Source organism: Qipengyuania xiapuensis (genome assembly GCF_019711395.1).
In the GTDB taxonomy this organism is placed as follows: Bacteria; Pseudomonadota; Alphaproteobacteria; order Sphingomonadales; family Sphingomonadaceae; genus Qipengyuania; species Qipengyuania xiapuensis.
This window is the reverse complement of record NZ_JAIGNL010000001.1, coordinates 1,793,057-1,805,426: the sequence shown is the minus strand read 5'-3', so window position 1 is coordinate 1,805,426 and position 12,370 is coordinate 1,793,057. Positions and strand designations below refer to the sequence as shown.

Here is a 12,370-nt window from a genome sequence, read left to right as displayed (position 1 = left end):
CCTAGGCCTCAGGCTTCCATCCACTCTTCGAAGAAGCTGCGGTGTGCGCTGCGCATCTCGTCGATCGACTTGCCGAACAGCGTATTGCCGCCGGTCTTGCCGATGCGGCGGAAGCCGATCGAGGCGGTCTCGTCGTTCTCGGTACCCTTTGCGAGCGCCTCGTTGAGAGCCTGCGTATCGGGGACGGTCACGACATAGCGGCCCTGGTCTTCACCGAACCACCACGCAGCCTTCGAATATTCCTCGTTCCACTCGACATCGGCGCCAATGCCGCCAGCCATGGCCATTTCGGCAAGCGCGATGGCGAGGCCGCCGTCGGAGACGTCGTGCACTGCGCTGACGAGACCGTCGGCGATCAGCTGGAGGATGATCTTGCCGGCATTCTTCTCGACCGTGAGGTCGGTCGGCGGGGTGCGGCCTTCGTCGCGGCCGTGGATTTCCGACAGCCACAGCGACTTACCGAGATGCGAACGTTCTGGATCGGCGGTTGCCCATTCCTCGGCGTGGATGAGGTAGATCGCTTCGCCCTCGGCCTTGAACGGCATGGTCATCATGTGATCGTAGTCGTCGATCAGGCCGACACCGCCGATGGCAGGCGTGGGCAGGATAGCGCTGCCGCCACCGGTCGCCTTGCTCTCGTTGTAGAGGCTGACGTTGCCGCTCACGATCGGGAAGTCGAGCACACGGCAGGCGCGGCCCATGCCTTCCAATGCATGGACGAACTGGCTCATGATTTCAGGGCGCTGCGGGTTGGCGAAGTTGAGGCAGTTGGTCACCGCCAGCGGACGCGCGCCCACTGCGCAAAGGTTGCGGTATGCCTCGGCAATAGCCTGCTTGCCGCCCTCATAGGGATCGGCATGGACATAGCGCGGCGTACAGTCGGTGCTGATCGCCAGCGCCTTCTTCGTACCGTGTACGCGGACCACGCCCGCATCGCCGCCGGTCTGGAGCGTGTCCGCGCCGACCTGGCTATCGTACTGTTCGCTGATCCACTTGCGCGAGGAGAGGTTGGGCGAGGCGAGCAGCTTCATCAGGTCGCCGCCGACATCGTCCGTGTCCGGACGCTCGGTCATCGGCTTGATGCCGGCCCAGGCGGTGTATTCTTCCTTCGAGAGGTACGGACGGTCGTATTCGGGCGCGTCGGCCGCAAGCGGTCCGAGCGGAATGTCGCAGACCACTTCGCCGCCGAATTCGAGCACCATGTGCTGCGTGTCGGTGACTTCGCCGATGACGGCGAAATCGAGCTCCCACTTCTCGAAGATTGCGGCAGCCATCTCTTCCTTGCCGGGCTTCAGCACCATGAGCATGCGCTCCTGGCTTTCGCTCAGCATCATCTCGTAGGGGGTCATGCCCTCTTCGCGGCAGGGGACCTTGTCCATGTCGAGGCGGATGCCGGCCTTGCCGTTGGTCGCCATTTCGACGCTGGAAGAGGTGAGGCCCGCTGCGCCCATGTCCTGGATCGCGACGATGGCGTCGGTCGCCATCAGTTCGAGGCAGGCTTCGATCAGGAGCTTCTCGGTGAAGGGGTCGCCAACCTGCACCGTGGGGCGCTTGGCATCCGCATCTTCCTCGAAATCGGCCGAAGCCATGGTCGCGCCGTGGATTCCGTCGCGGCCGGTCTTCGAGCCGACATAGACGATCGGGTTCCCGACGCCGGTCGCAGCCGAATAGAAGATCTTGTCGGCATCGGCGACGCCCACCGTCATCGCATTGACGAGGATGTTGCCATCATAGGCCGGGTTGAAGTTGGTCTCGCCGCACACGGTCGGCACGCCGACGCAGTTGCCGTAGCCGCCGATGCCCGAGACCACGCCTTGCACGAGGTGCTTCATCTTCGGATGCTCGGGGCGACCGAAGCGCAGCGCATTGGCGTTCGCCACCGGACGTGCGCCCATGGTGAATACATCGCGGAGGATGCCGCCGACGCCCGTCGCCGCGCCCTGGTAGGGTTCGATGTAGCTCGGGTGGTTGTGGCTCTCCATCTTGAAGATGGCGGCCTGACCGTCGCCGATATCGATGACGCCCGCGTTCTCGCCCGGACCGCAGATCACCCACGGTGCCTCGGTCGGCAGCTTCTTCAGGTGGAGTCGCGAGGACTTGTAGGAGCAGTGCTCGCTCCACATGACCGAGAAGATGCCCAGCTCCACGAGGTTGGGCTCGCGACCGAGTGCGTGCAGGACGCGGTCGTATTCGTCTTCGGAGAGGCCGTGCTGGGCGACGATTTCGGGGGTAATTTCGCTCATGGCCCGCGCCCTTACGGCGCGCGGAGCGCGGGCGCAATATCTAGCGCGGCGGACTCGCCACCCCGAGGCCGATTTCATTGCGATGCCAGCGTGTCTTCCCGACCCAGAAAGCGAGGAAGGTGAGGACGCCGAAGGCAAACATGCCGAGGAAGAGGAAGGGCGCGCCCACGTCCTGCGGTTCCGGTCCGAACCAGTTGATCGCCTGGAAAACCAGCATCACGGCAACGAGGATGGCGACCGGTCCGATCGGTCCCTTGGTGCGGCGCAGGTACCACCATACTGCCAGCCCCACGAGCGCCAGCTCCACGCCCATCGCTGCCAGGGGATAATTCCACAGTCCGAGCCCGATCTTGTGCTCTCCGCCCGCAATAGTGAGGTCCGGGCGGTGCGATATCCAGTCGAGCACCCAGTGCGACATGACGACGATCGCGGCCCAGGTGGCGGCTACGGCATTGCGGAGGAAAAACCAGACTGCGACAGCCATGGCGAAGGCGAAACCGCCTGTGCCGATCAGGCTGTGGGTTATCGGGTAATCATAGAAGTCGAGCGGGTTCATTGCGGTGATGCCGGGCACCAGTCGCAGGTGCTCGATCCCGCCCAGTGCAAAGAGGAAGAATGCCCAGTCGGTCAGCTGGGCAGCGATGAAGAGCGTGCCGAGTTTGGGCGCTTCCGCCGTGACGGCGCGCGCGGCAAGGGCCGGTGCGAAGTGTCCGATGAACATACGTGCTTGCTCGTGTCAGGCGATCTTGCTGGCGGCGAATGTCGCGATGGTCGCAGCCACCGAGGTGGCGAAGGCGCCCCAGATGATGTCGGTCACCGTCACCGTGGTCGACCACTGCTTGAGCGTGGCCTGGTTGGTGAGATCGTAGGTTGCATAGCAGATCGCGCCGAGGAGCGCGCCGTTGAGCGCTGCTGCGCCAAGGCCGCCGGTAAGTCCCGGGCGCACGGCGAACCAGACCATTGCTGCAACATAAGCGGCATAGAAAACCAGCGCAGGGCCCATGCGGAAGCTGTCGGCGAGGACGTCTCCAAGGCGCGGCCGGTAGAAATTTTCACCTGCCCAGCCAAGCCAGATTGCATCGAGTACGCCGAAGGCCAGCGCCGCTGCAACGAATGCGACAATCCACGTCATATCAGCTCCCCACTGTTTTCGCCTTCTTGACCGCGCGGCTGCGCCCCGTCAATGCTCGCTCCATATGACAGAGGGTCAAGACAAACCGATCACGGACATGAGCTTCGAAGAGGCGCTGCGCGCGCTCGAAGGCGTCGTCCGAAGTCTCGAAAGCGGCGACGTTCCGCTCGACGAAAGCATCGCGCTATACGAACGCGGCGAAGAACTGCGCAAGGCGTGCCAGGCCCGTCTCGATGCAGCCCAGGCCAAGATCGAGAAGATCGTTGCCGGGGCCGATGGCGCGCCTACGGGCACCGCGCCCTTCGACGCGGACAGCTAGGGCGTGAACGCGATGAGCCCGATGCCCGAAACGCTCGCCGAGGCCTTCGCGCGGGTCCAGGAAGATGTCGATGCGGCCTTCGATGCCTATCTGCCGGTGCCGCAGGACACGCGGGCCCGGCTGGTCGAGGCGATGCGCTATGCGGTGATCGGCGGCGGCAAGCGGGTGCGCCCGCTGCTTGTCTGCTCGACCGCCAGGCTCTTCGGGGTCGACCGCGATGCGGCAGTTGCCGCGGGCTGCGCGGTCGAGGCGATCCATGCCTATTCGCTGATCCATGACGACCTGCCCTGCATGGACGATGACGACATGCGTCACGGCAAGCCGACCCTGCACAAGGTCTATGACGATGCGACGGCGGTTCTGGCGGGCGACTGCCTGCACGCGCTCGCATTCGACATTCTCACCATGCCCGGCACGAGCAGCGATCCTTTCGTCCGTGCCGAGCTGGTGGCGACACTCGCGAAAGCGAGCGGCCATGAAGGCATGGCAGGCGGCCAGATGATGGATATCGTCTCCGACGAGGAGCAATACGACATCCGGCAAGTGACGCGCCTGCAGCAGCTGAAGACCGGCGCGCTGCTGGCCGCCAGTGTCGAGATGGGCGCCATCCTCGGCAAGGTGCCGCCCGAAGGCCGCACCCACCTGCGCGCCTATGCCCGCGATATCGGCCTCGCATTCCAGATCGCCGACGACCTGCTCGACGTGGAAGGCGACGAGGCGAAGGCCGGCAAGGCGCTGCGCAAGGACGAGGGGCAGGGCAAACAGACCTTCGTTACGCTTATGGGCCGCGACAAGGCCCGCGCGCAGGCTGAGATGCTCGTCGATCAGGCGGGCGAACATCTTTCGAGTTACGGGTCGGACGCGCAGGCACTGGTCGAGCTTGCGCATTTCATCGTGAAGAGGGATCACTGATGGCAGAGCGTATCGGCATTTATCCGGGCACTTTCGACCCCATCACTCTGGGCCATGCCGACATCATCCGGCGCGGCAGCAAGCTTGTCGACAAGCTGATCATCGGCGTGACCACCAACCCGTCGAAGAACCCGATGTTCTCGACCGAAGAACGCTTCCGCATGGTCAAACGCGAGATTGCGGGCATGGGTCTCGACAATGTCGAGGTCGAGGGCTTCAACGCACTGCTGGTCAAGTTCGCGCAGAAGATGGGCGCCAATGTCCTCATCCGCGGCCTGCGCGCGGTCGCCGACTTCGAGTACGAATACCAGATGGCCGGCATGAACCAGCAGCTTGATGACGATATCGAGACCGTGTTCCTCATGGCCGATGTCTCATTGCAGCCGATTGCCTCGAAGCTGGTCAAGGAAATCGCGCTGTTCGGCGGCGACATCACGCCCTTCGTGAGCAAGGAAGTCTGCGAGGAGGTGATTGCGCGGGTCGAGGAAAAAGGCCGCCTCGGCGATTACTGAGCGCACGCCGCTTGGGAATAGCCCAAACCATTCATTGAACCGACAGCGCAGCCTCGCTAGGGCGTGGTGCATACAGGATATTTCGACGGAAAAATGATGCTCAAGTCTTCGCTTGCCCTTGCTGCCGCGGCCATGACCGCAATTGCTCCGGTTGCCGCCAGTGCTCAGGAAGCCGAAGCCGCGCCTGTGGAACAGCCGCGCCGCGTCTTCGTGCCGATCAATTACGATGCGAACGAGGACCGCGACAACATCCTCCTGCTCGACCTGTCGACGGGTGAGCGCGTGGCGATCCGCCTGATGCCCGAGTGGGCTCCCGACCATGTCGAGCGCGTGAAGACGCTTGCCAAGCAGGGCTTTTATGACGGTGTGATCTTCCACCGTGTGATCGACGGCTTCATGGCGCAGACCGGCGATCCGACCGGCACCGGCCAGGGTGGCTCGGAGCTTCCCGACCTCGAGGAAGAGTTCAACCCGATGCCGCATGTGCGCGGCACGGTCTCGATGGCCCGTGCGCAGAGCGAAGACAGTGCGAACAGCCAGTTCTTCATCGTGTTCTACCCGCGCTTCAACCTCGACAAGCGCTACACCAACTTCGGCCGCGTGATCTCGAACATGCCGGCAGTCGATGCGATCACCCGCGGCGAGCCGCCCGCGAACCCGACGCGCATCCTGCAGGCGTCGATCGCCAGCGAGAACAAGCCCGTTCCCACCGCTCCGCGTATCGAGGCGGAACCGGTGATCGGTCTCGACGAGCTGAGCGCCCCTATCGAAAACTGAGTTTTCTTCGCCAAGGCGAGCGTCTAAGGGCGCCGCCATGCGCGTAGACCTTTTCGATTTCGAGCTTCCCAACGAACGCATTGCCCTGCGCCCCGCGCGGCCGCGCGATGCCGCGCGCATGCTCGTGGTCCCGGCCGAGGGTGCTTTCGGCGATCGCACGGTCATGGACCTGCCGGACCTGCTCGAACCGGGCGATGTACTGGTATTCAACGACACGCGCGTAATCCCCGCGCAGCTCGAAGGCCGGAGGGGCGAGGCCAAGATCGGCGCGACGCTGCACAAGCGGATCGATCTGCGCCGCTGGCAGGCCTTCGTGCGCAATGCGAAACGCCTTCGCGTCGGCGATGTCGCAACCTTCGGTGGCGGGGTGACCGCGATTGCCGAGGAGCGTCTGGAGGATGGCAGCTTCGTCCTGTTTTTCGAGGGCGACGAGCCGGTCGAAGTGTTGCTCGACCGTGCCGGTACCATGCCGCTGCCGCCATATATCGCTGGCAAGCGTCCGACAGACGAACAGGATCGCGAAGACTACCAGACCATGTTCGCGAAGGAGGACGGCGCGGTCGCCGCTCCCACCGCCGCGCTCCACTTCACCGACCGGCTGATGGCGGCGCTGGCAGAGCGCGGCATCAAGACCGAAACGCTCACGCTTCACGTCGGAGCGGGCACCTTCCTGCCGGTGAAGGCGGACGATACCGAAGACCACAAGATGCACGCCGAATTCGGCAGGCTCGAACAGGACGTCTGCGACCGCCTCAACGCCGCGCGCGCTGCGGGCAACCGCGTCATCTCGGTCGGTACTACCAGCCTGCGCCTGCTCGAAAGCGCGACCGGCGAGGACAAGGTCATCCGGCCCTTCGCGGGGGACACCGACATCTTCATCACGCCCGGCTACACCTTCCGCGCGATCGACGGCTTGATGACCAATTTCCACCTGCCGAAATCGACGCTGTTCATGCTGGTGAGCGCGCTGATGGGCCGCGAGCGAATGCAGGATGCCTATGCGCATGCCATCGCGAACGAGTACCGTTTCTATTCCTATGGTGACTCCTCGCTCCTGCTGCCCTAGCTCAGCCCTCATGAACGAACCGATCCTCGAGCTTGAAGGCCTCTCGAAGGTCTATCCGGGCGGGCTCAAGGCCCTCGACAATGTCGACCTCACAATCCGCAAAGGCGAGATTTTCGCACTGCTTGGGCCCAATGGCGCCGGCAAGACCACGCTGATCGGTGCGGTTTGCGGTCTCGTGCGGCCGAGCGAAGGCACTATCCGCGCTTTCGGTCACGACATGGCGAGCGACTGGCGCAAGGCGAGGGCGCGGATCGGTCTCGTCCCGCAGGAACTCTCGACCGACATGTTCGAACCGGTGCACCGCGCGGTATCCTACTCGCGCGGGCTGTTCGGCCTCGCGCCCGATCCTGCCCGGATCGAGGAAATCCTCCGCTCGCTCAGCCTGTGGGACAAGAAGGACGAGCGCATAATGGCGCTGTCGGGCGGCATGAAGCGCCGAGTGCTGATCGCCAAGGCGCTCGCGCATGAACCCGACCTCCTGTTCCTCGACGAGCCGACCGCCGGGGTCGATGTCGAGCTGCGCAAGGGCATGTGGGCAATCGTCGACCAGATGCGCGATCGCGGTGTCACGATCATCCTGACCACGCATTATATCGAGGAAGCCGAACTGATGGCGGACCGTGTGGGCATCATCAATCGCGGCAAGCTGCTGATGGTCGACGAGAAGGAAGCGATGATGTCGCGGTTGGGACGGACCGAGGCGCATATCGCGCTCGCCAATCCGATTAGCGAACTTCCCCAATCGCTCTCGCAGTTCCCGATCGAGATCGAGCAGGGTGGCACGTCGCTCTGCTATCGCGGCGGTGACGGTACGGGGCGCGGCAAGGCCGAAGTGGCAGAGCTCACCAAGGCGCTGATCGCGGCAGGTATCGACTACACGGGCATCGACGTACGCGAGAGCAGCCTCGAGGAAATCTTCGTTTCGCTGCTGGGCGAGGAGGAAGCGGCATGATCGGCTGGAGATCCACCTGGTCCATCTACAAGCGCGAGCTGATGCGCTTCCTGCGCACGGCTTTCCAGTCGGTGCTCGCGCCGGTCCTCACGACCTCGCTCTATTTCATCGTCTTCGGTGCGGCGATCGGCGGGCGCATGCCCGACCTCGGCGGAGTGGATTACGGTGCCTTCATCATTCCCGGCCTGCTGATGCTGACACTGCTCGGCGAGACCACCAGCAATTCGAGCTTCGGCATCTACATGCCGCGTTTTACCGGCACGATCTACGAACTGCTGAGCGCGCCCGTGGGCGTGGCCGAGACGCTGATCGGCTTCGTGGGCGCGGCGATGACCAAGAGCCTGATCCTTGCCGCGATCATCCTCGTGACCGCGCGGCTCTTCGTCGACTATTCCATCGCCTATCCGCTGCTCGCGATGTTCTACATCATGCTGGTGGCAGCGGCCTTCAGCCTGTTCGGCTTCATCCTCGGCATATGGGCGGACAATTTCGAGAAGCTGGGCATCATCCCGATGCTGTTCCTCACCCCGCTGACCTTCCTTGGCGGCACCTTCTATTCGATCGATATGCTGCCCGGGCCCTGGGACAAGATCGCGCTCGCCAACCCGATCGTCTATCTCGTGAGCGGCCTGCGCTGGACCTTCTACGGCAGCAGCGACGTGAACATCTGGATCAGCTTCGGGATCACTCTAGCTTTCCTTGCCGCATGCACCGCCGTGATCGCCTATATCTTCAAGACAGGCTGGCGACTGCGCGCCTGACACGCTAGGCGGCGCGACATGCGTATCAGGACTTATCGCTATCTCCTCGCCCCGGCCATGCTTGCGGCTGCCGTTCCCGCTGCCGCAGAGCTTCCCGAAGGCGTCCAGGCCATGATCGATGCTGCGATCGCCACCGGCGATGCGCAGAAGGTCGCGACGGTGCTGGAACTGGCCCGCACGACCAACCCCGAGGAAGCCGAAACGCTCGATGCGATCGAGGCCGAATGGAAGTCTGCCCAGCAGGTCGCTGCCGCCGAAGCGGCTGCCGCCAAGGAACATGCGATCCGCGAGGCGGGCATCCTCGAACTCTGGAGCGGCGAGGGTGAAGTCGGCGCATTCCAGTCGAGCGGCAACACGGACTCGGTCGGCATTGCAGCGGGGCTCAAGCTCAAGCGCGAGGGCATCGACTGGAGCCACAGGCTTACGGCCCGCGTCGACTACCAGCGCCAGAACGGTGTCACCAGCCGCGAGCAGTTCCTCGCCGCCTACGAGCCGCGCTGGCAGTTCAACGAAAACATGTTCGTCTATGGCCTTGCCCAGTTCGAGCGCGACGAGCTTCAGGGCTTCGATGCCCGCTACGCGCTGTCCGGCGGCCTTGGCTACAAGCTGGTCGACAACGAGGGGCTGAAGCTCTCGATCAAGGCCGGCCCCGCATGGCGCGTTACCGAATTCAGCGACGGGACCAGCAACAGCCGCATCGCGGGGCTCTTCGGTGCCGACTTCGACTGGGAGATTTTCAAGGGCCTGACCTTCACGCAGGACGCAAATGCCGTGGCGGAAGGGGGCGGCGAGGTGCAGGTGCTGGTCGACGGATCGAACACCAGCATCAACCTCGTCAGCGGCCTCGATTTCAAGATCTCGGATAGCCTGCGCAGCCGCCTGTCCTATGCAGTCGATTACGACAGCAATCCGCCGGCCGGCGCCGTGTCGACCGACACGCTCACGCGTTTCACAGTGATCTACGGATTCTGACCTCCATGGGCACCCGGTTCGCATTCGACATCCACGCCCGTGATGGTGCTGCCCGCACGGGCACGATCCGCATGATGCGCGGCGATATCCGCACGCCTGCTTTCATGCCCGTCGGCACGGCGGCGACGGTCAAGGCAATGAAGCCCGAGACCGTGCGCAAGACCGGCGCCGACATCATCCTCGGCAATACCTACCACCTGATGCTGCGCCCTGGTGCCGAGCGCGTGGCGAAGCTCGGCGGACTGCACAAGTTCATGAACTGGAAGCGGCCGATCCTCACCGATAGTGGCGGCTACCAGGTGATGAGTCTTTCGGACCTGAGGAAGCTGACCGAGAAGGGTGTCGAGTTTCGCAGCCATATCGACGGCTCGAAGCACATGCTCACGCCCGAGCGCAGCATGGAAATCCAGCGCCTGCTCGGCAGCGATATCGTGATGGCCTTCGACGAATGCCCTCGTGCCGACCGCCCGCGTGACGAGATCGCCGCGAGCATGGAAATGTCCATGCGCTGGGCAAAGCGCAGCCGTGACGGCTTCGATGCCGGCGGCGAGCATGCCGAGCGTTCGGCTCTCTTCGGCATCCAGCAGGGCGCACTCGACGAAGAACTGCGCAAGATCAGCGCCGAGAAGCTCACCGATATCGGCTTCGATGGCTATGCGATCGGCGGCCTTGCCGTGGGCGAGGGACAGGAGGCGATGTTCGCCACGCTCGATTTCGCACCCGGCCAGCTTCCCGAAGATCGCCCGCGCTACCTGATGGGCGTGGGCAAGCCCGACGATCTGGTCGGCGCGGTCGAGCGCGGGGTGGACATGTTCGATTGCGTGCTGCCGAGCCGGTCGGGCCGCAACGGGCAGGCCTTCACCTGGAACGGCCCCTTGAACCTTCGCAACGCCCGCTTTGCCGAGGACACCGATCCGCTCGACGCGCGCTGTAAATGCGATACCTGCGGCACCTACAGCCGCGCCTACCTGCATCATCTCGTGAAATCGCAGGAAATCCTCGGCGCGATGCTCATGACCGAGCACAATATCGCCTTCTACCAGCAGCTGATGCAGGCCATGCGCGATGCGATCTCCGAGGGCCGCTTTTCCGCCTTCGCCGCCGATTTCCGGCGCGATTACCTAGGGCAGGGCGACTGATGGGCTGGCGGCGAGCAGTCGTCGTCGGTGCCTCCGGAGGCATCGGTGCCGCGCTTGCCGACCTGCTCGAACAGGGCGGCACCGAGGTGCACCCCCTCTCGCGCAGCGCCACTGGCGAGGCGCATCTCGATCTCGAGGACGAACACAGCATCGCGGAGGCCGCGAAACGCATCGGGGTGGCAGGGGACGTCGATCTCGTCCTCGTCGCGACCGGCTTCCTGCACGAGGGCAAGTCAGGTCCGGAGAAGGACTGGCGGCAGATCGATCCCGCAATGCTGGCACGCAATTTCGCGATCAACAGCACCGGCCCGGCGCTGGTCGCCAAGCACTTCCTACCGCTTCTGCCCGACGAGGGACGGGCAGGTTTTGCAGCGCTCGCGGCCCGTGTCGGCAGCATTGGCGACAACCGGCTGGGCGGCTGGTATTCCTACCGCGCGAGCAAGGCGGCGCTGGTCATGCTCATGCGCACCTATTCGGTCGAACTGGCCCGCAAGAAGCCCGATGCCTTTTGCGTCACGCTCCATCCCGGCACGGTCGACACCCAGCTGAGCGAGCCGTTCCAGCGCAATGTGCCCGAAGGCAAGCTGTTCACGCCGGAATTCTCTGCATCACGCTTGCTCGAGGTATTGGAAGGCATCGGCCCTGCACAAAGCGGGCGGCAGTTCGCGTGGGATGGCGAGGAGATCGTGCCGTAACCGGGACGCTCCGGTAGCTGCTCGACAAGGAGCCGCTGGATTTCGGCAGTCTCGATCCCTAACTCGAAGACAGCAAGGAAGCCGCCGCTTGAGGCGAAGACGGGAGCGACAGGATGGCTGAATGGCGGCCGAGAGTGAATAACGGCTACCGTCCGCCCTCCTATCGCAGCGAGGCCGGGCGGCGTGAAATCACCCTGCTGGTCGTCATGGGCGCGTGTTCGATCCTGCTGTGGGGTTCGCCCTATGGCGGTTACCTGCTTTATCCCTTCAGCATCCTCGCCACCTGGTTCCACGAGATGGGTCACGGGTTGGCGGCATTGGCCTTTGGCTACGATTTCGAACGGCTGGTCATTTTCCAGAACGGCTCGGGCTACGCGCTTTACACCACAACGGATTCGCCATCGCGGCTGTCGCAGGCGATGATCGCGGGAGCGGGACTGATCGGTCCCACGCTTGCGGGATGCCTCCTGATCCTCGCTTCAGCACGGCGCGCTGCAACACGATCGGCGCTGGTTATCCTGGGCCTCGTCCTGATCGGGTCGACCTTGATCTGGGTGAGGTCGACGACCGGCTGGATCGTGCTTCCGCTCCTGGGTGTTGTGAGCCTCGCGATTGCGTTCAAGGGACGCGAACAGTGGCGCCGGTTCGCCGTGCAATTCCTCGGCGTTCAGGGCTGCATCAGCATCTACCGCGACTTCGGCTATCTCTTCAGCGAAGGCTTCGTGCGCGGAGGCCAGGCACAGCTGTCCGACACCGGCGTGATCTCTCAGGCGCTATTCCTGCCTTACTGGTTCTGGGGAGGGCTGATCACCGCGATGATCTGCGCGATGGTGTTCTGGTCGCTCAGGCGCGCCCACTCCTGACACGCTACATACGAAAAGGGCGGCCCC

At 64.0% G+C, this 12,370-nt stretch carries 14 protein-coding genes; 11 read left to right on the top strand and 3 right to left on the bottom strand.

The window, feature by feature from the left end; genetic code table 11:
* Nucleotides 1–8: 8 nt before the first annotated feature.
* Genes purL through K3163_RS09135 form a run of 3 tightly spaced genes read right to left on the bottom strand, consistent with a single transcriptional unit; the run spans nucleotide 9 to nucleotide 3,375 of the window.
* The gene (purL, locus tag K3163_RS09145) at nucleotides 9–2,243 is read right to left on the bottom strand and encodes a phosphoribosylformylglycinamidine synthase subunit PurL (protein ID WP_221553900.1); all 2,235 of its coding nucleotides are present in this window, start codon (nucleotides 2,241–2,243) and stop codon (nucleotides 9–11) included.
* 40 nt (nucleotides 2,244–2,283) lie between these two features.
* Complete coding sequence (locus K3163_RS09140; protein ID WP_221553899.1) at nucleotides 2,284–2,964, bottom strand: hypothetical protein; 681 nt, start codon at nucleotides 2,962–2,964, stop codon at nucleotides 2,284–2,286.
* A gap of 15 nt (nucleotides 2,965–2,979) precedes the next feature.
* The gene (locus K3163_RS09135) at nucleotides 2,980–3,375 is read right to left on the bottom strand and encodes a DUF2177 family protein (RefSeq protein ID WP_221428201.1); all 396 of its coding nucleotides are present in this window, start codon (nucleotides 3,373–3,375) and stop codon (nucleotides 2,980–2,982) included.
* Nucleotides 3,376–3,439: 64 nt separating this feature from the next.
* On the opposite strand from K3163_RS09135, the gene K3163_RS09130 reads away from it, so the two are divergent.
* From K3163_RS09130 to K3163_RS09080, 11 genes are all read left to right on the top strand, one after another.
* A complete protein-coding gene (locus K3163_RS09130) occupies nucleotides 3,440–3,694 on the top strand; it encodes an exodeoxyribonuclease VII small subunit (RefSeq protein WP_221428202.1) in 255 nt (84 codons plus the stop codon).
* Nucleotides 3,695–3,715: 21 nt separating this feature from the next.
* A complete protein-coding gene (locus K3163_RS09125; protein ID WP_221554018.1) occupies nucleotides 3,716–4,606 on the top strand; it encodes a polyprenyl synthetase family protein in 891 nt (296 codons plus the stop codon).
* The gene (coaD, locus tag K3163_RS09120; RefSeq protein WP_221553898.1) at nucleotides 4,606–5,118 is read left to right on the top strand and encodes a pantetheine-phosphate adenylyltransferase; all 513 of its coding nucleotides are present in this window, start codon (nucleotides 4,606–4,608) and stop codon (nucleotides 5,116–5,118) included. The genes K3163_RS09125 and coaD overlap by 1 nt, the downstream gene beginning before the upstream one ends.
* A 96-nt stretch (nucleotides 5,119–5,214) precedes the next feature.
* On the top strand, nucleotides 5,215–5,895 hold the full coding sequence (locus K3163_RS09115) for a peptidylprolyl isomerase (RefSeq protein ID WP_221554017.1): 681 nt from the start codon (nucleotides 5,215–5,217) through the stop codon (nucleotides 5,893–5,895).
* 37 nt (nucleotides 5,896–5,932) lie between these two features.
* Nucleotides 5,933–6,961, top strand: a complete 1,029-nt coding sequence (gene queA, locus K3163_RS09110) for a tRNA preQ1(34) S-adenosylmethionine ribosyltransferase-isomerase QueA (RefSeq protein WP_221553897.1) — start codon at nucleotides 5,933–5,935, stop codon at nucleotides 6,959–6,961.
* Nucleotides 6,962–6,971: 10 nt separating this feature from the next.
* A complete protein-coding gene (locus K3163_RS09105) occupies nucleotides 6,972–7,913 on the top strand; it encodes an ABC transporter ATP-binding protein (protein ID WP_221553896.1) in 942 nt (313 codons plus the stop codon).
* Nucleotides 7,910–8,674 (top strand): ABC transporter permease, encoded by a 765-nt coding sequence (locus K3163_RS09100; protein WP_221553895.1) that lies wholly within the window; start codon nucleotides 7,910–7,912, stop codon nucleotides 8,672–8,674. The genes K3163_RS09105 and K3163_RS09100 overlap by 4 nt, the downstream gene beginning before the upstream one ends.
* A gap of 18 nt (nucleotides 8,675–8,692) precedes the next feature.
* Nucleotides 8,693–9,646 (top strand): DUF481 domain-containing protein, encoded by a 954-nt coding sequence (locus K3163_RS09095; RefSeq protein ID WP_221553894.1) that lies wholly within the window; start codon nucleotides 8,693–8,695, stop codon nucleotides 9,644–9,646.
* A 5-nt stretch (nucleotides 9,647–9,651) separates the two neighbouring features.
* Nucleotides 9,652–10,785, top strand: a complete 1,134-nt coding sequence (tgt, locus tag K3163_RS09090; protein ID WP_221428208.1) for a tRNA guanosine(34) transglycosylase Tgt — start codon at nucleotides 9,652–9,654, stop codon at nucleotides 10,783–10,785.
* The gene (locus tag K3163_RS09085; RefSeq protein WP_221553893.1) at nucleotides 10,785–11,480 is read left to right on the top strand and encodes an SDR family NAD(P)-dependent oxidoreductase; all 696 of its coding nucleotides are present in this window, start codon (nucleotides 10,785–10,787) and stop codon (nucleotides 11,478–11,480) included. Before tgt ends, K3163_RS09085 begins: the two co-directional genes overlap by 1 nt.
* Nucleotides 11,481–11,593: 113 nt before the next feature.
* Nucleotides 11,594–12,343 carry a M50 family metallopeptidase gene (locus K3163_RS09080; protein WP_221553892.1) on the top strand — a complete coding sequence of 250 codons (750 nt, stop codon included), beginning with the start codon at nucleotides 11,594–11,596 and terminating at the stop codon, nucleotides 12,341–12,343.
* Nucleotides 12,344–12,370: the final 27 nt, after the last annotated feature.